The 20066-nt window shown below is 64.4% G+C and carries 19 protein-coding genes, 3 pseudogenes and 2 riboswitches; of the genes and pseudogenes, 18 read left to right on the forward strand and 4 right to left on the reverse strand.

Annotation, left to right across the window (positions count from 1 at the left end; translation table 11 throughout):
- Positions 1-15: 15 nt before the first annotated feature.
- From TC41_RS04335 to TC41_RS04345, 3 genes are all read left to right on the forward strand, one after another.
- Positions 16-255: a hypothetical protein gene (locus tag TC41_RS04335; RefSeq protein ID WP_081462245.1), complete on the forward strand. Its 240-nt coding sequence runs from the start codon at positions 16-18 to the stop codon at positions 253-255.
- A gap of 78 nt (positions 256-333) precedes the next feature.
- Positions 334-1251 (forward strand): DMT family transporter, encoded by a 918-nt coding sequence (locus TC41_RS04340; RefSeq protein WP_014463795.1) that lies wholly within the window; start codon positions 334-336, stop codon positions 1249-1251.
- 82 nt (positions 1252-1333) lie between these two features.
- Positions 1334-1567: a hypothetical protein gene (locus TC41_RS04345; RefSeq protein ID WP_041695030.1), complete on the forward strand. Its 234-nt coding sequence runs from the start codon at positions 1334-1336 to the stop codon at positions 1565-1567.
- A 40-nt stretch (positions 1568-1607) separates the two neighbouring features.
- Here TC41_RS04345 and TC41_RS04350 read toward each other — a convergent pair whose 3' ends face one another.
- Positions 1608-2639 carry a zinc-binding alcohol dehydrogenase family protein gene (locus tag TC41_RS04350; protein WP_041695031.1) on the reverse strand — a complete coding sequence of 344 codons (1032 nt, stop codon included), beginning with the start codon at positions 2637-2639 and terminating at the stop codon, positions 1608-1610.
- 169 nt (positions 2640-2808) lie between these two features.
- On the opposite strand from TC41_RS04350, the gene TC41_RS04355 reads away from it, so the two are divergent.
- From TC41_RS04355 to tkt, 11 genes and pseudogenes are all read left to right on the forward strand, one after another.
- Positions 2809-4191: an APC family permease gene (locus TC41_RS04355; protein ID WP_041695032.1), complete on the forward strand. Its 1383-nt coding sequence runs from the start codon at positions 2809-2811 to the stop codon at positions 4189-4191.
- A gap of 16 nt (positions 4192-4207) precedes the next feature.
- Positions 4208-4354, forward strand: a riboswitch (FMN riboswitch).
- 107 nt (positions 4355-4461) lie between these two features.
- The gene (gene ribD, locus TC41_RS04360; protein WP_014463799.1) at positions 4462-5577 is read left to right on the forward strand and encodes a bifunctional diaminohydroxyphosphoribosylaminopyrimidine deaminase/5-amino-6-(5-phosphoribosylamino)uracil reductase RibD; all 1116 of its coding nucleotides are present in this window, start codon (positions 4462-4464) and stop codon (positions 5575-5577) included.
- Positions 5578-5579: 2 nt separating this feature from the next.
- On the forward strand, positions 5580-6233 hold the full coding sequence (locus TC41_RS04365) for a riboflavin synthase (RefSeq protein ID WP_014463800.1): 654 nt from the start codon (positions 5580-5582) through the stop codon (positions 6231-6233).
- A 15-nt stretch (positions 6234-6248) separates the two neighbouring features.
- Positions 6249-7439 (forward strand): bifunctional 3,4-dihydroxy-2-butanone-4-phosphate synthase/GTP cyclohydrolase II, encoded by a 1191-nt coding sequence (locus TC41_RS04370; RefSeq protein WP_014463801.1) that lies wholly within the window; start codon positions 6249-6251, stop codon positions 7437-7439.
- A 38-nt stretch (positions 7440-7477) separates the two neighbouring features.
- Positions 7478-7945 (forward strand): 6,7-dimethyl-8-ribityllumazine synthase, encoded by a 468-nt coding sequence (gene ribH, locus TC41_RS04375; RefSeq protein WP_014463802.1) that lies wholly within the window; start codon positions 7478-7480, stop codon positions 7943-7945.
- A gap of 445 nt (positions 7946-8390) precedes the next feature.
- Positions 8391-8621, forward strand: a complete 231-nt coding sequence (locus TC41_RS04380; RefSeq protein ID WP_014463803.1) for a hypothetical protein — start codon at positions 8391-8393, stop codon at positions 8619-8621.
- A gap of 61 nt (positions 8622-8682) precedes the next feature.
- Positions 8683-8783, forward strand: a riboswitch (TPP riboswitch).
- 94 nt (positions 8784-8877) lie between these two features.
- Positions 8878-9447 carry an ECF transporter S component gene (locus tag TC41_RS04385; RefSeq protein ID WP_014463804.1) on the forward strand — a complete coding sequence of 190 codons (570 nt, stop codon included), beginning with the start codon at positions 8878-8880 and terminating at the stop codon, positions 9445-9447.
- Positions 9444-10022, forward strand: a pseudogene (locus TC41_RS17360) (ABC transporter ATP-binding protein); the annotation flags it as partial. The gene TC41_RS04385 and the pseudogene TC41_RS17360, both read left to right, overlap by 4 nt.
- A gap of 243 nt (positions 10023-10265) precedes the next feature.
- Positions 10266-10664: pseudogene (locus tag TC41_RS17365) on the forward strand (ABC transporter ATP-binding protein); the annotation flags it as partial.
- A gap of 345 nt (positions 10665-11009) precedes the next feature.
- Positions 11010-11738 (forward strand): annotated as a pseudogene (locus TC41_RS17370) (energy-coupling factor transporter transmembrane component T family protein); the annotation flags it as partial.
- Positions 11739-11867: 129 nt separating this feature from the next.
- Positions 11868-13883, forward strand: coding sequence for a transketolase (gene tkt, locus TC41_RS04395; RefSeq protein ID WP_014463806.1), 2016 nt, complete (start codon positions 11868-11870; stop codon positions 13881-13883).
- Between the two features lie 834 nt (positions 13884-14717).
- Here the strand turns inward: tkt and TC41_RS04405 are convergent.
- Entirely contained in the window at positions 14718-15539 is an 822-nt protein-coding gene (locus tag TC41_RS04405; RefSeq protein ID WP_014463809.1) for a LysR family transcriptional regulator, read from the reverse strand.
- Between the two features lie 3 nt (positions 15540-15542).
- The gene (gene mnmA, locus TC41_RS04410) at positions 15543-16640 is read right to left on the reverse strand and encodes a tRNA 2-thiouridine(34) synthase MnmA (protein WP_041695699.1); all 1098 of its coding nucleotides are present in this window, start codon (positions 16638-16640) and stop codon (positions 15543-15545) included.
- A gap of 97 nt (positions 16641-16737) precedes the next feature.
- Between mnmA and TC41_RS04415 the strand changes: the two genes are divergently transcribed.
- Positions 16738-17655, forward strand: a complete 918-nt coding sequence (locus TC41_RS04415; RefSeq protein WP_014463811.1) for a hypothetical protein — start codon at positions 16738-16740, stop codon at positions 17653-17655.
- 18 nt (positions 17656-17673) lie between these two features.
- On the opposite strand, the gene TC41_RS04420 is transcribed toward TC41_RS04415, so the two are convergent.
- Positions 17674-18000, reverse strand: a complete 327-nt coding sequence (locus TC41_RS04420) for a hypothetical protein (protein ID WP_041695034.1) — start codon at positions 17998-18000, stop codon at positions 17674-17676.
- A 108-nt stretch (positions 18001-18108) separates the two neighbouring features.
- Between TC41_RS04420 and TC41_RS04425 the strand changes: the two genes are divergently transcribed.
- From TC41_RS04425 to TC41_RS04435, 3 genes are read left to right on the forward strand one after another with little or no spacing between them, the layout of a single operon-like run.
- Positions 18109-18894, forward strand: coding sequence for an SDR family NAD(P)-dependent oxidoreductase (locus tag TC41_RS04425; RefSeq protein ID WP_041695035.1), 786 nt, complete (start codon positions 18109-18111; stop codon positions 18892-18894).
- Complete coding sequence (locus TC41_RS04430) at positions 18891-19745, forward strand: sulfurtransferase (RefSeq protein WP_081462246.1); 855 nt, start codon at positions 18891-18893, stop codon at positions 19743-19745. Before TC41_RS04425 ends, TC41_RS04430 begins: the two co-directional genes overlap by 4 nt.
- On the forward strand, positions 19742-20065 hold the full coding sequence (locus tag TC41_RS04435; RefSeq protein ID WP_014463816.1) for a DUF1806 family protein: 324 nt from the start codon (positions 19742-19744) through the stop codon (positions 20063-20065). The genes TC41_RS04430 and TC41_RS04435 overlap by 4 nt, the downstream gene beginning before the upstream one ends.
- Position 20066 lies beyond the last annotated feature (1 nt).

Raw genomic sequence — 20066 nt, forward strand, 5'->3', positions numbered from 1 at the left:
ATGGAGGTGGAAAACATGGTGGTCATCCTACATCCGCTGGTCACGGGCAGCGCCGAGATCGTCGTGAACGCGGGGAGCAGTTCGGACGAACGCGTCGTGATTGCCGACTTCCTCGGCATGACGGTCGGCGATGTGATTCGCAAGTTGGAGCGGAACGGCTATCGACTGACGTTTGTCACGGATCACTATCTCGTGCTCGAGCGGCGGGCGACATCCCTGCCACGCGCGCGCAAGGGGCCCACGATGTTCCGTTAGGTGTGAAATGCGGAAGACATGGGGGCTTGAGTTGAGCCGGTCGCTCGGCGTAGATTAGCTACGGAGGGGGCCGGCTCGTTGCGTATTCCGAAATGGGGATTGTTTGCACTGCTCATCTTTGCCAATCTGATTTGGTCCGCGAGCTTCACGGCGACGGGGCTTGCGGCCGAGAGCTTCTCGCCGCCGCTCATCGTGATGGCGCGCATGGTCGTCGGCGGGCTCGTTCTCATGCCCTTTGTCGTGCGCGACGTGCGCCTCGGGGTCTGGACGTGGAAGAAGGCGCTCCGCATCTCGCTCCTTGGCCTTCTCGGCTTCACGCTCCCTGTGACCATGGAGACGGAGGGAATCCGCGCGTCGTCGCCGGCGCTCGGCGCGGTGTCGATTGCGCTCGAGCCACTTCTGACCCTCGTGGTCTCGGCGCTCGCGTTTCGGACGCCGCTTGGCCCGCGCAGATGGTTCGCCATGATGTTGGCGGCCACAGGCGCGTGGGTGGTTGCCGGTTGCCCGAGGCCCGGGTTTGCGGGCTACCTTTTGGGAGATCTCCTCATGCTCGGCGCCGTCGCCTGTTACGCCATCTACAACGCCATTTCGGGGAGGCTGACGGCCGACGTCTCCGCGGCGAGCGCGACCTCCATCATGCTGTTGGCCGCAGGCATCGGCTGTATACCGCTGTATGCGTGGACGGGGCATGCCTGGCCGCACCACGTCACGCCGGTGAGCCTTTGGAGCCTCGTATTTCTCGCGTTTTTCGCGACCGCCGCGGCCTATTTGATCTGGATTTTCGTCCTGCAGGATCACGACGTGGCGAGCGCGGCCATCACGCTGTATCTGCAGCCCGTGTTTGGCGTCCTGATTTCGGTTGTCGTCACTGGGGAACGGCCGTCTGCGCTGTTTTACGCTGGTGGCGCGATGATCCTCCTGGCGCTCTTCCTCGGTCAACACCGGGGGCAGGCGAAGACGGTCACCGCGTCGGAAATGGAGCGCGCGTCGATGTGACGGTGCTGCTCCATGTCAGCGGTTTTCAAACCCTTCAGACCTGAGTGGAATAGAACCAAATTTGCGGGTTTCGTTGACCGATATGGACTATAACGGGCGGGTCTTGAGCATGTCGGACACCTTCACATCCATCGTCGTGACGGCGAGTTCGGTCGCCATCGGTTGGGCGGCGGCACACCTGTCAATCGATACCGTCTACGTGACTTGGGGGCCCGTCACAGCCCTCATCGCAGTGGCCATTCTCATGGCGCTTCGCCAGTGGCTCCGCGGGCAATCCGCCATCTCATCCGCCGCAGACCCTCCTTCCGCGCCGTGAAAAGGAGCGAGCGCAAAGGCGCTCGCTCCCTGTGCCTTCTTCAGAATCCCGAGAGCACGATTTTGCCAATGGTCCTGCCGGATTCGATCTTCGCATGCGCCTTCCGCAGATTCTCCGCATTGATGGGCGACAGGTGTTCCGTCATGGTGCTTTGAATCTCGCCCGCGTCGACGAGATCGGCCACTCGATTCAGGATGTCGCGCTGTCTGGCCATGTCCGCCGTCTGGTACCGCGGCCGCGTGAACATCAGTTCCCACGCGAACGTCACGCTCTTGCCAAACAGGAGTTCCAGATTGAGCAGCGTGCTCGTCTCCACGATGGAGCAGATCTTGCCCTGTGGCGCAATGACGTCCGCCATCGGCTCCCAGTGCTTGTCGGTGGAGTTGAGGCAGAGGATGGCGTCGACGTCGCGGAAGCCGAGCGCTTCGAGCTGCGGCCGGAAGGGGCGCGTGTGATCGAGGATGTGATCCGCGCCGTGCCGCAAGGCCCATTCCTTGGTCTCCGGCCTGGACGCCGTGCCGATGACCGTGAACCCGGCGCGCTTGGCCAACTGGGTCGCGATGGAGCCCACGCCGCCAGCCGCACCGATGATGAGCAGCGATGTGCCGCGATTCGCGCCGGGGTCGAGCGAGAACCCGAGTCGATCCTCTAGCGCTTCCCAGGCCGTCAGACTCGTCAGCGGGAGTGCGGCGGCTTCGGCAAAGCTGAGCGCCTTCGGCTTGCGGCCCACGATGCGCTCGTCGACGAGGTGGTACTCCGCGTTCGTGCCTTGCCGCACGTTGCTGCCGGCGTAAAACACCTCGTCGCCTGGCTTGTACCACTGGCACTCCGGCCCCGTTTCGACGACAATTCCAGCGGCGTCAAAGCCGAGGATTTTGGGCGTGGATTCCACCCTGTCTTTTGGCGCGCGGATCTTTGTATCGACGGGATTCACGGAGACAGCCTGGATCTGCACCAACAAATCGCGCCCTTGCGGGCGGGGGCGCTCCACCTCCAGGTCCAGCAGGCTCTCCGGATCCGAGATGGGCAGGTATCGATACAGGCCTACCGCTTTCATCTTCGCCACAGGCATCGCCTCCTCGTGAGCCAGGATCAAACGCGTACCACTCACAAAGAGTTATACACTTCCCTTTCGTTCAACGCAAAATCCCGCAAAATCGTCCGGGAATTCGGTATACTCGAACTACGAATTTGTTCAAGCGCGGCGCGTGATTGCCCGCCGCTTCTGGGGAGGAGATGTCGTGGTGCGTTCGGAAGGTCAAGGATTTCGCCGGTCGCTCGGGCTGCGCCAGGTGCTCTCCATCGCCGTGGCTGCCATCTCGCCTACCACGTCCGTCTTTCTCGTCTACAACACGGCCCTGTTTCAGGCGGGCACGGGCGTGTTCTGGGCCTTTCTCGTCGGCGCCTGCATCGCACTGTCCATGGCGTTTTGCTACGCGGAACTCGGGTCCGCATATCCCGGTGCGGGCGGTGCGTACCGCATCGTGCAGCGCGTGCTGGGCGAGCCGTTTGGCTTCATCGCCGTCTTTCTCTTTCTCGTGCTCGGCGTCGTGATCACCGCGAGCATCCTCGTGTCCGCCGCCTCCTACTTGCACGCGCTCATCCCGGCGCTCCCGGTCAACTGGACGGCGGTCGCCATGATGGCCCTCGTCACCTGGCTTTCGCTGGAGCGCATCGGCGCAACGAGCGCCGTGGCGACGGCGATGCTCGTGCTGGAGCTCGCGGTCATCCTCGCGTTCACGGCGCTGGCGTTTGCGCACGCGCAGCATCCGCTCGCGTACCTCGGGCGCCTCACCTATCCCATCCGGGTCGATCACGCCCCGCAGTCTGTGAACGGGCAGGACCTTCTGGCCGCGGTGGTGCCGGCGCTGTTTGCGTTCAACGGCTACGATTGGCCGCTCTACTTCGCGGAAGAGACCGTCGAGACCCGCCGCGTCCTGCCCCGCTCTGTCCTTTTGGCTGCCATCGTCAGCGTGGTGGTCGAGGTCCTCGCCGTGATGGCGGCGACGCTCGCGGTGCCGCAGACGTCGTTCACCGTCATCCCATCGTCTTACTTGCCACTCGTGTCCATCGCGCAGTCGGCCGCGGGCCAGACCGGGACCACCATCTTGCTCGTCGGCGTCGTGATCGCCATGTTTGACACCGGACTCACGGGCAATTTGGCCTACGCGCGCATCTATCTGGATGCCGCGCGGGACGGGAGTTGGCCAGGACCCGTCAACCGATTCTTCGCGAGCATGAATCGGCGCGGCGTGCCGAAGTGGGGATTTGTGTTGCTCGGCGTGGGCAACGCGCTGTTGTGTTACTTCACGTCTTTGAACAACCTCATCACCTTCACCGGCGTGATCATTGTCACCATGTACCTGCTGGTGGCGGTGTCGGCCATCGTGCACCGCGTGCGCCGCGGATCGGCCCAGGCGCCGTTTCGCATGCCGCTCTGGCCGCTGCCGCCTCTGATTGCGCTCTGCGGCGTGGGCTTGTCGCTCGTCGAACAGGCGCCTGGCGATCTCATCCGGACGGCCGTTCTCGTCGCCATCGCGCTCGTGTACGCGCTCGGCTATCTTGAGCGGCGCCGGGACTTGCGATCCGGCCGCGAATCGTCCATGATGGAAGACAACAACTGAATCCGGAACGCAACGCGCAATCCTTCGGGGCAGGGTGAGGCCTAACGGCCAATTCCCGATCGGTGGTGATCCGAGCGCACGACTCGGTCAGTCCACGAGCCGAAAGGCACGAACTGGTGAGATTCCAGTACCGACGGTATAGTCCGGATGAAAGAAGGATGGCGGCGCGTTGGCGCACGTCGTGCGCTTTCGCAGCTTGCCGAGACTCTTTTGCCCATTCGCCCCTGATGGTCAGGGGCTTTTTCATGGGCGGATAAGGGGAGATGGCCGATGACCGAAGACGAGCGGTACATGCACATGGCGCTTGAGGTGGCGCGCCTGGGCGAAGGCCAGACGTCCCCAAACCCGATGGTCGGCGCCATCGTCGTGAACGGCGGGCGGGTGGTGGGCCAAGGCGCACACCTGATGGCGGGCACGCCGCACGCCGAGGTGCATGCGCTGCGCATGGCGGGGGAGGCGGCGCGAGGCGCGACGCTCTACGTCACGCTCGAGCCGTGCAATCATCACGGCAGGACGCCGCCCTGCACGGACGCCATCCTCGCCACAGGCGTTCGGCGCGTGGTGGTGGCCACGTTGGACGTGGATCCGCGCACGGCCGGGCTCGGCGTGAAGCGCCTGCAGGAGGCCGGGATCGAGGTGACGGTCGGCGTGCTCGAAGCGGAGGCGCGCGAACTGAACCGCCACTTCTTTCACCGCGTCGAGACCGGTCGCCCTTACGTGGTGTACAAGGTAGCCATGACGCTAAGCGGGCACGTGGCCGCATCGAGTGGCCACAGCCAGTACGTGACCGGACTCGCGGCGCGCGAGGACGTGCATCGGCTGCGGCAGATCATCCCTGCCATCGGCGTCGGCGTCGGCACGGTCCTCGCGGACGATCCCGAGTTGACCGCGAGGGATCTCGCCACGGGGACAAGGCGAGATCGTCAGCCGCTTCGCGTGGTGTTCGACACGCGGCTTCGCACGCCGCCGACCGCGCGGCTGTTGGCGGCGCCCGGGCGCACGGTTCTCCTCACGTCGGAGCGCATGGCCTCCGCTCCGGCCGCGAGGCGCCTCGCGGAACAGGGCGACGTCCGCATCGCGCCGGTGGCCGAGCGGGACGGCCACCTGGATCTGCACGCGGCGCTTTCGGCCGTCGCAGCGGAAGGGGCGAATGCCCTTCTGGTGGAGGGCGGGCCCACGCTTGCGTCGGCGCTTCTTCAGAGCCGACTCATCGACGAGGTGCGCGTGTATGTGGCGCCCAAGCTCCTCGCGAGCGGGTTGCCCGCCTTCGCTGGCGCTTTCACCCAGTCGATGGCCGAGGCCGTTCAACTTCACAGCGTGAGGAGCGAATGGCTGGGTGACCATCTCGTCCTCACAGGGCGAATTCACTATCGTGAGGAGGTGTGAGCATGTTCACCGGACTTGTGGAAGGAACTGCGCGCCTCGCGGCGGTATCTCGCCACACCGGCGGGGCCACCTTTACGTTGGAGGCGCCGTTTCTCATGGACGACCTGCGGGTCGGTGACAGCGTCGCTGTGAACGGAGTCTGCCTCACGGTGGAGACGGTGGGCAGCGGCTTGTTCACCGCCACGGCGGTCCCCGAGACCCTGCGGCGCACCAACCTCGGCGGGCTTCAGCCCGGCGGCCGCGTGCACGTCGAGCGCGCCATGCGCGCCGATGGGCGGTTCGGAGGCCACATCGTGACGGGGCACATCGACGGGATTGGCCACGTGACGGACGTGTATCCGGACGGGGAGGCGCGCGTGCTTGTCATTCGCGTCGATCCGTCCCTCGCCCGCTACATGGTGGACAAAGGATCCGTGGCCGTGGATGGCGTCAGTCTCACGATTATGCGCGCTGAGAAAGACAGGTTCTCGGTGTCCATCATCCCGCACACGCAGGCGGTCACGCGGTTCGGCGAGATCCGCGAGGGTGAGACCGTCAACATCGAGTGCGACGTGATCGCCAAGTACGTGGAGAGGCTCTTGACGTACCGCGGCGATGCGGGTGCTTCAGGCGGCATCGATGCGGCGTTTTTGGCGCGGCACGGGTTTTTGCGATAAGAGGGGGCATGGAGGATGAACACCATCGAAGAGGCGCTTGATGATCTGCGCCAGGGCCGCGTCGTCATTGTCGTAGACGACGAGGACCGCGAGAACGAGGGGGACTTTGTCGCGCTCGGCAGCCGCGCCACGCCGGACGTGGTGAATTTCATGATCACGCACGGCCGCGGGCTTTTGTGTGTGCCCATCACCGAAGCGCGCGCCAAGCGGCTCGGGCTCGAGGCCATGTACGAGCGCAACACCGACAACTACGGCACCGCCTTCACCGTCTCCGTCGATCTCGTCACCACGCACACGGGCATCTCCGCGTTCGAGCGCGCCGAGACCATCGCTGCGATTGTGTCGGAAGACACCGGCCCGGACGACTTCCGGAAGCCTGGCCACGTGTTCCCGCTCGTCGCCAAGCCCGGCGGCGTGCTGCGCCGTGCAGGCCACACCGAGGCGGCGGTCGATCTCGCCCGCCTCTGCGGGGAGCCTGAGGTCGGCGTCATCTGCGAGATTCTGAACGAAGACGGCACCATGGCGCGCCTGCCGCAACTCGAGCAGGTGGCGGAGCGGTTTGGGCTCAAACTTATCACCATCGCAGATCTCATCGCCTATCGCAAGCGAACGGAGAAGCTCGTGCGCCGCGCGGCTGAAGCGGAGTTGCCGACGATGTATGGCCACTTTCGGGCCGTGGTGTACGAGAGCGAGATCGACGACAAGGAGCACATCGCGCTCGTCATGGGCGATGTCTCCGACGGCGAGCCAACGCTCGTGCGCGTGCACTCCGAGTGCCTCACGGGCGACGCGTTCGGATCCCTGCGCTGCGACTGCGGGCCTCAGCTTCACGCCGCGCTGCGCCAGATAGCCCGCGAAGGCAAGGGTGTCTTGTTGTATCTGCGCCAAGAGGGGCGCGGCATCGGCCTGTTGAACAAAATCCGGGCGTATGCGCTGCAGGATCAGGGTCTGGACACGGTGGAGGCCAACCACCGGCTCGGCTTCGCCGACGATCTGCGCGACTACGGCATCGGCGCCCAAATTCTGCGCGATCTCGGCATCCGCAAGATGCGCCTTTTGACGAACAACGTGCGCAAAATCAAAGGCATCGCGGGGCACGGGCTCGAAGTCGTGGAACGCGTGCCACTCGAGGTGGACCGCAATCCGTACAACGAGGCGTATCTGCGCACCAAGCGGGACAAGCTGGGGCATTTGCTGAACTTGTGAGAAGAGCGGGATGACCGTTCGAGAGAGGAGCATGACACGTGCGCGTGTATGAGGGGAACTTCATCGGACAGGATTTGCGCATTGGCATTGTGGCGTCTCGGTTCAACGAGTTTATCACGAGCAAGCTGGTCGAGGGCGCTCTGGACGCGCTCAGGCGCCACGGCGTATCCGAGGAACACATTGAACTCGCCTGGGCGCCCGGCGCGTACGAGATTCCGGTGGTGGCCCGGTGGATGGCGGAGTCCGGGCGGTATGACGCGGTGGTGGCGCTGGGCTGCGTGATCCGCGGCGCCACTGCGCACTTCGATTACGTCGCGGGTGAGGCGGCGCGGGGGATTGCGCAGGTCAGCCGCGACACGGGCGTTCCCGTGATGTTTGGCGTGTTGACCACGGATACCCTCGAGCAGGCCATTGAGCGCGCCGGCACCAAGGCCGGCAACAAAGGCGCGGAGGCCGCGCTCGGGGCCATCGAGATGGCCACTTTGCGGCGGGCGTTGCGCGCCTAGGGCGCCAGGTGCGCATCGCTTGCGGTGCGCGCCGCGCTTCCGCGAGGGCGCTCGGCGGGTTCGCGAGCGCCCTCTGTGTAAGACGTTGAGCCGCTTCATTCGAGGGTTTGGGAAAGCGCCAGCTCGCGCGCGTCCGGGGGCTGCTGCGCCATGGAGGCGCCATCACGTCGGCGTGCCCGGCCCGCGGCCGTCCAACCCCCGTGCACGAGCAGCGAATCGCTGTGGACGAAGGCTTATGCGTGGGTCCTTGATATGTGTGCATCCCCTTAGCTTTCGCTCTTATCCTTCGCTCGCTGTGCATGCCGACGGTTTTGGGCACCGACAACTTGAAACGCACGGCCTGCCGCTAGCTTGACGTGAAACGAACCTGATGTTACCATTCATCATAAGATTCTGAACGTCGCGGCGCAACTTCAAGACTGCGGGCGCCGCAAGGAGGATCCACATGCGCTCGTGGTTCGCATTTCTGCGCACGCCCTGCCGCAAGCGCCTGTCCAAGCGGCAGCGGCTCGCCATCCTGGCCCTGACGATGGCCATGAATTCGATGTTGCTCGCGAACGGCCGATACCTCCACCTGGGAGACGGGTTTTGGGGCGGTTTCGCCTTGGGCATCTGGATCATGTCCAACGTGCTTCTCATTTTGAACGCCGCCATGCTCATCCGAGAGCGGTTCTGAGGCATGCGGCTTGTGCCTTTTGCGCCGCGGTGATACACTGAAGTCGAACAATTTCATCGTGAGAAGGGCCTAGGGGTGCCGGAAGGCTGAGAGGCGGACATGCGCCAACCCTGTGGACTCGATCTGGGTAATACCAGCGTGAGGAAGTGCCCGTCATCGTCCATGTGCGCCCTTTTCCCTGCGTGGTGAAAAGGGCGTTTTCGTTGTGGCGTGCGGCGCTCCCAGGGCCTGTTCCACGAAAGGGGAGCGGAATGCGATGTCGAGGTGGAGGCTGCGCGAAGTCATCCTGATGGTTGTATTGGCCATTGTCTGCGGAGGCATTTACCGCGTGTGGGACGTGCTGTACGCCCTCATCCCGGCGACCGCGTACGCGCTTCAGGGCGTCATGACGGGGCTCTGGATGATCGCCGGCGTGATGGTTCCGTACATCGTGCGGCGCCCAGGTGCGGCGCTCATCGCGGAGCTGGTGGCGGCGGCCGTCGAGCTTTTGCTCGGGGAGCAGTGGGGGCTCGCCAACATGATCTCGGGCCTCATTCAGGGTATCGGTTCGGAAATTGCCTTCCTCATCTTTGCCTATCGCGTGTGGAATACCGGTACGTGCGCACTATCCGGCGTACTGGCGTCAGCGGCTTTCATGTTCCAATGGTATTTCCAATATGGCGGCGACAAGCTGCACCTCGGCACGCAGATCGCGTTTGTCGTCATCTCGCTTGTGAGCGGCGCGGTGCTCGGCGGCCTGTTGCCGAAGGCGCTCGCGGATGCGCTTGCCCGCACCGGCGCGCTGCGCAATTACGAGATCGCCAAGCGGTCGGTGAAGTCGGCATGACGATCGCGGCTTTAGGGATCGAGCGGGCCCTGGCCCTCGAGGTGCGCAACCTGACCGTGACGTACGAGGAGGCGTCGGAGCCCGCGCTCGCCGGCGTGTCGTTATCGCTTTCAAAAGGCGAATGCCTGCTTCTCATCGGCCCGAGCGGGTGCGGCAAGAGCACGCTCGCCATGGCCATCGCGGGCATCTTGCCGCGCTCCATCGAGGCGCGGGTGGAGGGCGAAATTCGGCTGGCGCCCGAGCTTCAGGCGCCAGGCAAGATCGGCTATGTGTTTCAGGATCCGGATCTCCAGTTCTGCATGCACCGGGTGGACGACGAGATCGCGTTCGGCCTCGAGAACCTGCGGATTTCGCGCGACGAGATGGCGCCCCACATGCAAAGCGCCTTGGCGGCCGTGGGACTCGATGTGGGGATCGACGCGCGACACAGCGTCTTTTCCGGCGGCATGAAGCAGAAGCTCGCCGTCGCATCCGCGCTCGCCATGGACGCGGATCTCGTCATCCTCGACGAGCCGACCGCGAATCTGGATCCCGATTCGCGCCGCCACGTCTACGACGTCATCCGCCGCCTGAAGGAGGCGGGGAAGACGGTGATGGTCATCGAGCACCGGTACGAGCCGTTCCTCGATGTTGCGGACGCGGTGGTGGAGCTTGCGCCGGGCGGGCGCGTGCGGACCATGTATCGACCGGAGGAGGCGCCGCGCCGCGCGCCGCGGCAAAGGCGCCGCGCTGCGACGCTGCGCGCGGACGAAGCGCCTGTGCTCGAGGCGCGCCGCCTCACCCTCCGATATGGTGAGCGCGACGTGTGGCGGGACGTTAACCTTTCGGTCCGGCCCGGCGAGTGGCTCGCAGTGTTGGGGCCAAATGGCGCTGGCAAGTCGTCGCTGCTTGAGGTGCTCGCGGGACTCCGGCGGCCCACGTCGGGCGAGGTGCGCTACCGGGGCGAGCTGGTTCACCGGATGCCGGCGAAGGCCCGCTACGGGCGCATTGCCTATGCCTTTCAAAACCCGGAGTACCAGTTCTTGTACGAGCGCGTGGCGGACGAAATCGCCGGGCGCGTGCTCGGGGACCAGGTGCCGGACGACGTGGAGCGCGAGCTTCAGGCGTTTGGGCTTGCGGGCTGCGCCCATCTGTCGCCGTTTGGCATCAGCCAGGGGCAGAAGCGGCGACTCGCCATGGCCGTCATGATGCGCCAAGGCGCGGACGTGTGGCTCGTCGACGAGCCCACCTATGGCCAAGACGAGGCGTCGGAGCGAATGATCCTCGAAAGGCTCGATGCGCTTTGCGAGGCGGGCAAGGCCGTGATCGCCGTGACGCACGATCTGGATCTCGTCGCGGCTCACGCGGATCGGGTGATGGTGCTGGCGGATGGGGGCGTGTTGTACGACGGGCCGCCGGAGGCGTTGCTGCGAAATCAAGAGCTGTTGCGGCGGGCGCGCCTAGATGAGACGGCGCCCGTGGAGCGAAGCTCTGTGCAAGCCGACGAGGGTGTGCCCGAGCGCGAGGCGGGCGTTCCGCCCGCGAAGGCGCCATCGTCCGGGCGCCGGGCGAGATCTCCCCTGCGGCGCTGGCACCCCGATGTGAAGGCCGCCGCGCTTTTGTGCGTCGCAGCGGTCGCGCTTTGTGCGCGCACGTTTGCCGAGGAGGGGTGGATCTGGGCGCTCGTCGGCGCGCTGGCCTTCGCTTTCGGCTGGCTGTCGCCGTGGAAGCTCGTCAAGCGCCTGTCGCCGCTTTTGCTGATTTATGCGGTGTACTTGTGGGCCTTTGCGGCCAATGCAGCGGCGCCGCCGGGTACGCGCGTGGTGCACTGGCTCTGGTTTGACCTGAGTGGGTACGGCTTCAGGCAGGGGCTGCTCGTCGTGCTGCGGACCTTCGCGACGGTGGTCCTCGCGTACGTGCTCGTCGCCACGACGGACGGCACCGATTTCATGGTCGGCCTGTCGCAGTCGTTCCACCTGCCGCCCAAACTGTCGTATGGCGCCATGGCCGGCACAGGCTTTCTCGGCCGCTTCAAGCACGATCTCGACGTCTTCCGCATGGCGCGCCGCGTGCGCGGGCGGGAGGGCTGGTGGCTTCTTCGCCCGGTCCGATACGCTCTTCCACTTCTCGCGCAATCCATCCGGGTGAGCGAGCGGCTCGCCATCGCCATGGAGGCGCGGGGATTCTTCGGGCCGCCCGCCGAGCGATGGGACGCGAGGACGTACTGGCGCCACATTCGGCTTCGGGCGGTGGACGTCATCGCGGCAGGGGCTGTGGTGGCCGCCGCGGTCGCGTGCCTGTGGGCGCATTGAGGCCCGGATATCGCCGGGCCTCGGCCATGATGAACTTGTCCGGACGACTTGGCGAACGGTGGCCGCGAGGCCACACTTCCCACGGACAAGAGCGGAATTTGTGGTATCATAGGAACGTCGGCTGAAAACATGGAGTGGGAGTGGGACATGATGCCCTTCACAGAGGTCGATCAACTGGCAGTCAACACGATTCGCACGCTGTCGATTGACGCGGTCGAGCGGGCGAACTCCGGCCATCCGGGCCTGCCGATGGGCGCAGCGCCGATGGCCTACGTGCTTTGGACAAGGTTCCTGAAGCACAATCCTGCGAATCCGAAGTGGGTGGACCGGGATCGGTTTGTGCTGTCCGCGGGCCACGGGTCGATGTTGCTCTACTCACTGCTGCACCTGTCCGGCTACGACGTCACGCTGGAGGATCTCAAACAGTTCCGCCAGTGGGGCTCCAAGACGCCGGGTCATCCGGAGTACGGGCACACGCCGGGCGTCGAGGCGACCACAGGTCCCTTGGGGCAGGGCATCGCGATGGCGGTCGGCATGGCGATGGCGGAGCGGTTCCTGGCGGCGAAGTTCAACCGCGACGGGCACAACGTGATCGATCACTATACATATGTCCTGTGCGGCGACGGGGACTTGATGGAAGGGATCAGCGCGGAGGCCAGTTCGCTGGCGGGGCACCTGAAGCTGAACCGCCTCATCGTGCTCTACGACTCCAACAGCATCTCCCTCGACGGCCCCACCGATTGGGCGTTCACCGAGGACGTGAAGAAGCGGTACGAAGCGTACGGGTGGAACGTGCTGCGCGTCGAGGACGGCAACAACCTCGAGGAGATTGAGGCGGCCATCGCCAAGGCGAGGTCGTTTACGAATGCGCCGACGCTGATTGAAGTGCGGACCATCATCGGGTACGGCGCGCCGAAGAAGCAGGGGACGGCCAGCGCGCACGGCAGCCCGCTCGGCAAGGAAGAGGCGCAGGCCGCCAAGGCCGCGTACGGCTGGCACTACGAAGAGGAGTTCTACGTGCCGGACGAGGTGCGCAAGCTGTTCGCCGAGGTGAAGGAGAAGGGCGCGAAGGCGGAGGCGGCGTGGAACGAGGCCTTCCAGGCGTACGCCAAGGCGCATGCCGATCTCGCCCGGACCTTCGAGCAGGCGTTCGCGGGCAAGGTCGATGTCGACTTCGACAAGGTGCTGCCGGAGTTCAACGAGGCCATCGCCACGCGCGAGGCGTTCGGCAAGGTCGTCAACGCCATTGCCCCGCACATTCCGACGCTGCTCGGCGGATCGGCTGACTTGTCGAAGTCGAACAACACGATGATCAAGGACGAAGATCACTTCAAGGCGCCGGATTACGCGGGCAAGAACGTGTTTTACGGCGTCCGCGAGCACGCGATGGGTGCGATGATGAACGGCATCTGCCTGCACGGCGGCGTGTTCCCCTACGCGGGCACGTTCCTCGTGTTCGTCGACTATCTGCGCCCGGCGGTTCGCCTCGCGGCCCTCATGCAGCAGCCGTCACTCTTCGTCCTCACGCACGACTCCATCGCCGTCGGCGAGGACGGACCGACGCACGAGCCCATCGAACAGCTGCCGTCGCTTCGCGCCATCCCCGGGCTGCGCGTGTTCCGCCCCGCGGACGGCACTGAGACGGCGCTCGCGGTGAAATACGCGCTGACGCACCGCGACAAGCCCGTGGCGCTCGCGCTCACCCGCCAGAAGGTGCCGACACTCGTGGAAGTGAAGGCGCACAAGGGCGACTTCGATCGCGGCGGGTACATCGTCTTCCAGCACGAGGATGGCTCCGATCTCGCGCTTTTGGCTTCCGGGTCCGAGGTCCAGCTCGTGCTCGAGGCGGGCAAGCGGCTCGCGCAGGAGGGCGTGAAGGTGCGGGTCCTCTCGTTCCCGTCCATCGACGTGTTCCTGGAGCAAGACGCATCCTATCGCGAGTCGGTGCTGCCAAGCGCGCTGCGCAAGCGCCTCGCGGTGGAGATGGCGCACCCGATGAGCTGGTACCAGTTCGTCGGCCTCGATGGCAAGGTGCTCGGCATCGACCGATTCGGCGCCTCGGCACCCGGCGATGTCGTCGTGCGCGAGTACGGCTTCACGGTCGATCACGTCTACGAACTGGCCAAAGAGCTCATTGGGCGTTGAAAGACCGGGATTGTTGAAACGGGTCATCCGACCGGACGCTTTGGTCCGGTGGATGGCCTTTTATTTTGGGTAGAGAGATTATAAACCTCGAAGTTCTTTGCCCATTTTCTGAATGACATCATTCGCAATCACCCAACATCGAAGTGCAGAGCGGTCCCGGAAGCCACAAAGAAAAGCAAGACCGCTTGCTCCAAACGCCAACACCGAAAAACACACCAGAACCAGCAGCCAAAGAAACCATCGAAGGGATGGAAAAGGGTTGTCATTCATCGAACGCAAGCAAAAATTCGATGCAAAAACAGGATGTATGCTCATATACTGACTCGAAGAAAGACAAAGAAATCCCTTAACGTCGGCAACCTCATTCTGCCGAGATGGATAAAGTCCCGCGCGAAAGGAACTGAAAAGGCGTTTGCCAATACGGGCATCAACACGACAAACATTGGGGCAATGACTCCGTACGTTGAATTCGTAATGGGTCCGTAATTGACGAAGGAACTCACCAATTCTTCGGCAACGGTCCATAAAGCCGCGACGACCATGGGAACCAGATACCTGTACAACACAGTCATCATGGACACTTCCAGTTCTTCATTCTGCATGCTTTGTACATACCACACCAATGAATTTCCTGTACATCGATCAAGTGATACTTGTGCGTGTCAGCTTGCATGCACGCAGACGAGAGAACGAAGAAGGACTTCACCCAGCCTCCCGGATGGATACATGTACACAGGGACGGCTGGGGAAGTCCACGAGCGGTTCCATCAAGCTCGCTTTCCCCCATAGTGCTGCGTCACAATGGCAATAAACGCCTTCGTCAGTTCCTCGTGCTCAATGGCATCCGGATACGCCAGGAAGGTAGGCCGGCAGAAGTGCGGATCCGACAAGGGGATGGCCACCACACCCCTTGGCTTCGGCGTCGTGCAGCGTGCGCCGGGGCAGGAGCGAGATGCCGAGCCCCTGCGCTACCATCGCTTTGATCCCGTCGATGGAATCGAGCTCCATGCGCACGTCTGGATACACGTTGTACTTGGCGAGGAGCATCGCGATGCGCCGCCGGAACGGCGCCGTGGTGTCCGCAAACGCGATAAAGGGTTCCTCTGCGAGCGCGCCGATGGACGGGAGGTCGTGCACAAACCGATGGCCGCGCGGAACGACGAGATCGATGGCGTCCGGCGGATATTCGATGAGCCGCACGCGCGGGTGGTGGATGGGCTCACCGAGAAAGCAGAAGTCCACCTGGTTTCCGATGAGCGCCTCGACCATGTCCTCGTACATGCCCATTCGGACCTGCAGGCGCACTTCGGCCACCTGCAGAATCTGATGGAGGCACTTCGGCACGTCGGTGGAGACGAAGGCGCGTCCACTCATGACGCGGAGCGTCCGCACCGCGCGCTTGGAAGGCTCGAGCATTCGGCGCTCGAGGTCCACCATGCGCTCCGCGAGCGGGTAAATGCGTTTGCCCTCCTCCGTCAGCTGGACGCCGCCCGGCGTGCGGGTAAAGAGCTGGCAACCGAGATCGCGCTCCAGCCGCTGCAGGCGGTTTGTCACGGTGGATTGGGACATGTAGAGTTGATCCGCGGTGCGCGAGATGGATCGGTTGCGCGCCACTGCGAGAAACAGCTCCAGATCTTTCGTTTCCAAGCGCTCCACTCCTCACTCGTCCACCGGTTCGCGCGACGCGATGATACCCCCGCCGAGGCACACCTCGCCGTCGTAGAACACCACCGACTGGCCCGGCGTGATAGCTCGCTGGGGCTCATCGAAGATGACGCGGCACGTGTCTTCGCCCGTCATCTCGACCTCGACCGGCTGATCGTCCTGGCGGTAGCGGAACTTCGCCGTGCAGCGGAATCGCTTTGCGGGCGGCCGTTCTGCGATGAAGCTCACCGTGTCCGCGGTGAGCGCCTGGCTGTACAGGCGGGGGTGATCGTGGCCCTGCGCCACCACGAGGACGTTTCGCGCGAGGTCCTTGTCCACCACGAACCACGGGGCCGGATCGCGACCGGGAAGGCCGCCGAGGCGCAGGCCCTTCCGCTGGCCGATGGTGTAGTACATGAGCCCGTCGTGCTCGCCGAGCACCCGCCCGTCCACGTCTTCGATGAGGCCCGGCTGGGCCGGCAGGTACTGTTGCAGGAAGGCGCGAAAGTTGCGCTCTCCGATGAAGCAGATGCCGGTCGAATCCTTCTTCTGCGCCACGTGCAGGCCGTGATCGCGTGCAATCTGGCGCACCTCGGGCTTGGTCAGATGGCCGATGGGAAACATGGCCCGCCGCAGCGGGGCCTGCGTGAGCATGTGCAGAAAGTAGGTCTGATCCTTGTTCTTATCTCGCCCCCGCAACAGCGCCACCGAGCCATCCTCTTCCCTGCGCACCTGGGCATAGTGCCCCGTGGCGAGGTAGTCGGCGCCGAGATCGAGGGCGCAGGCGAGCAGTTCCTTGAACTTGATCTCGCGGTTGCAGAGCACGTCCGGGTTCGGCGTGCGTCCGCGCTTGAACTCCTCCAGGAAGTGCTGGAACACGCGCTTCTCGTACTCGCGCTCAAAGTTGACGCCGTAATAGGGGATCCCAATCTGTTCGCACACCCGGCGCACGTCCTCGAAATCCTGCTCCGCGGTGCAGGCGCCGTTCTCGTCCGTCTCGTCCCAGTTCTTCATGAACACGCCAATCACGTCATAGCCTGCTTGCTTGAGGAGAAGCGCCGTCACGGACGAATCCACGCCGCCGGACATGCCCACCACCACACGCGTTGCCACGGTCGTTCCCTCCCTTCTCCGCGCTTTCGGGCGATCTTTTGATACAATGATCACCGGCATTCGTTTCACCCTCACAGGGAAAGGCGGGTGATGCGCGGTGTTCGAACTCGATCGATCCGCCATCCTGGAACATCCACGGCTGCGGTTTCTCACCGATCTCGTTCCCGTCCACGAGCATCTGGACAACATTGAAAAGTTTATTCGCATCTGTTTTGAAGAGCAAGGATGGCGCGTGGCACAGGCAGGGCGCGTGGTGGCGCTGCGCGCGACGGACCAGGACAGGCTGTCGAGCGCCTTCAAGGCGAGTCTGTACCTCGGCAAGTACAACGACATGGCGAACCGGGACAGATTCCTTCGTAGCATGGTGGCTGCGGGCCACTCGTACGAGCCCATCCGCGGCGAGACTGTGTTGTTTCTTTTCATCGGCGTGGCCAAGCCGGTGTACGATCACCTCATTACCTACACCGTGGGGCGGCCCACGAGAATTGCTGGCGGGCAGCGGGCGAACGTCCCGTGGGGCTTTGAACTGCCGGTGGAGGCTCGCCATCCGGAGGAGTATGAGGAGGAACTGGAGCGCATTCGTGAGGTCATTCGCTTGGCGAAACAGGAGCGCACCGAGCAAATGCAGGCGGCGCGGGCGAAACTGCCCGTGGGCTACATCATGCCGCCCTTTTTGCTCGAGTTCTCCGAGGAGGCGCTCATCAAGCACGTGTTTCGCCAGCGGCTGTTTGAGCGCGGCGCGCAGGGCGCCACCGTCGAAGTGGTGTCCGACATGCTGAAGGCGTGCCTCGCCATTGACGAGGAGAAGTGGACGTTTCTCATCGATTATCACGGCCCGCACATTCAGCAGTGGCAGAAAGCGATGCGCACGCTTCGCAAGGAGCGCCTCAGCCTTCGCCAGCTCGCGGAGATGGAAAACCTGTCGCCCGAGGAGGCGCTCGACGCAGATCTTTACGATTTGCTCATGGCGACGGTTGGCAAGCTGCCGCCGTCGATGTGGGACAGGATGCGGTAACTATGGAGCGGAAGGGCATCAGGTGATCTCGACCACGGATTCGACCACCCAGATGCCGCCGGGGCCCTGTTTGACGGGCTGATACAGGCGAACCAGGTAGACGCAATCGCGGTGCTTGACGCGCACCACCGCGTGCATGAGCCCGCTGTCCGCGTCGCGGTACTGTTCGACCAACGTGTAGATGTCGTTCATTCGAAACCCCAGATGGCGCGTCCCCACCTCCTGCGCGGTTCGGACGGGGCTTAAGCGCCATAGATTTTGGCCGTGATCGACGGCCTCTTGAATGCGACGGAAGTCCTCGCCTGGAATCGCGACGTGACCCGTGACGACCTCGGGGCATGGCATGACGAGCATCCTCCTTCGCGCGGGGCAACTGTACAGTTCAGCGTATGGCATTCTGACGAACGCCGACACGACGGTCGCCCAACTGCCTTGAAAGGGTGTGAGCAAGCGATGGCAATCGACGGACGTGGTAAAGTCGCAGTGGTGACGGGTGCGTCGAGCGGCATCGGCCGACAGACGGCTCTAGCGCTCGCGCGCGCAGGTTTTGACGTGGCGGTGGGGGCGCGGCGCAAGGAGCGCCTCGCCGATCTCGTCGACGAGATCGCCCGGGAGACGGGGAAGGCCGCGTACGCGGCGGCGCTCGACGTGACGAGCGTGCCAAGTATCGACGCGTTCGTGCAAGGTGTCATCGGGCACTTCGGCGTGGTGCATGTCCTCGTGAACAACGCAGGGAAGGCCTTGGGGCGGGATCCGGTGGAAACCGCGGACGAGGCCGATTGGCAGGAGATGCTCGACACGAACGTGATGGGGCTCATGCGGATGACGAAGCGTTTCCTGCCCCACATCGTGGCCTCCGGCGACGGCCACATCGTCAACCTCGGCTCCATCGCGGGCCACGAGTCGTACGCTGGGGGCAGCGTGTACTGCGCGACGAAGTTCGCGGTCCGGGCCATCACCGAGGCGCTGCGCCACGAGCTGCTGGGCAAGCCGGTGCGCGTGACGTCCATTGATCCGGGCATGGTGGAGACGGAGTTCAGCTTGGTCCGTTTTCACGGCGACGCCGCCGAGGCCGCCAAGGTGTACCAGGGCGTCCGGCCGCTCACGGCGGACGACATCGCGGACTGCATCGTGTTTGCGGTCACGCGGCCGGCGCACGTGAACATCGACGAGATGATTGTGACGTCCATCGATCAAGCGGGCGCCCGCGTGTTCCACCGAAGGGGGACGCCGTCGTGAAGGCACTTCTGATGCAACCGGACGATCTCGCCGCGCGGCTCGGCCAGGACGAGCTCGCCGTCTTTGACTGCCGGTTTCAGCTGTCGGACCCGGAGGCTGGAGAGCGCGCGTATCGGGAGGCGCACATTCCCGGCGCGTACTATCTCCACCTCGACCGGGATCTGTCTTCGCCTCCACGCGAACACGGCGGGCGCCATCCGTTGCCCGATTGGAACCGGTTCGCCGCGCGGCTTTCGGCGTGCGGCGTGCGGCCGCAATCCACTGTGGTGGTCTACGACGCGGGCGAGGGGATGGCGGCGCGGGCGTGGTGGCTGATGCGGCACATCGGGCTTGCGGACGTGCGGATCCTCGATGGTGGGTGGAAGCGATGGACGAGAGAAAACAGGCCGGTGACGCCTGAGGTGCCCGAGTCTCGGCCGGGCGGCGTGGAAGTTCGGCTGCGCGACGGGGAGACGGTCGACGTCGACGAGGTGCGTCGGGGACTGCGCGAGGGAAGCCTCGTGCTCGTCGACGCGCGCAGCCCCGAGCGGTACCGAGGGGATGTGGAACCCATCGATCCGAAAGCCGGGCATATCCCTGGCGCCTTGAACCATCCGTGGGAGCGGGGCCTGAAGGAAGACGGCACGTGGCGTTCGCCCGAAGAGCAGCGCGCTCGCTTTGCAGATCTAGCGAAGTGCGGGAAGCCCATCGCTGTGTACTGCGGATCGGGCGTGACGGCCTGTTCCACGCTCTTCGCGCTTGAACTCGCGGGCATCCCGGCGAAGCTGTATCCGGGGAGCTGGAGCGACTGGGTCTCGTACCCCGAAAATCCCGTCGCCACAGGGGATGAACCGGGGGCGTGGGCGCTATGAGGACGCTTGGCGCCGCGGAGGCGAAGGAGCGTCTTGAGGCGTGGCGCGGCTCCCGGGTGTACGTGCACTTCGAGGTCAATCCGGAGGCGTACCTGCGCAACGCGAGCGCGACGCTCGACGAGGTGGGCATGTTCGGCGACGGGCTGTACCGCCTGCATCTTCGCTTTCGCGATCCGGACGGCCTGCTCTACATCCAGGATGTGACCGAGTTTGTCGAAGACGGATCGGCGCTCGTCGCAATGGGCCTCGATGGCCAGAATCGCGTCCGGCAGACGCTGACCGTGAGCCTAGCGCCGCTCGACGTGGGAAAGGTGGGATGAG

It is taken from the genome of Alicyclobacillus acidocaldarius subsp. acidocaldarius Tc-4-1 (genome assembly GCF_000219875.1).
In the GTDB taxonomy this organism is placed as follows: Bacteria; Bacillota; Bacilli; order Alicyclobacillales; family Alicyclobacillaceae; genus Alicyclobacillus; species Alicyclobacillus acidocaldarius_A.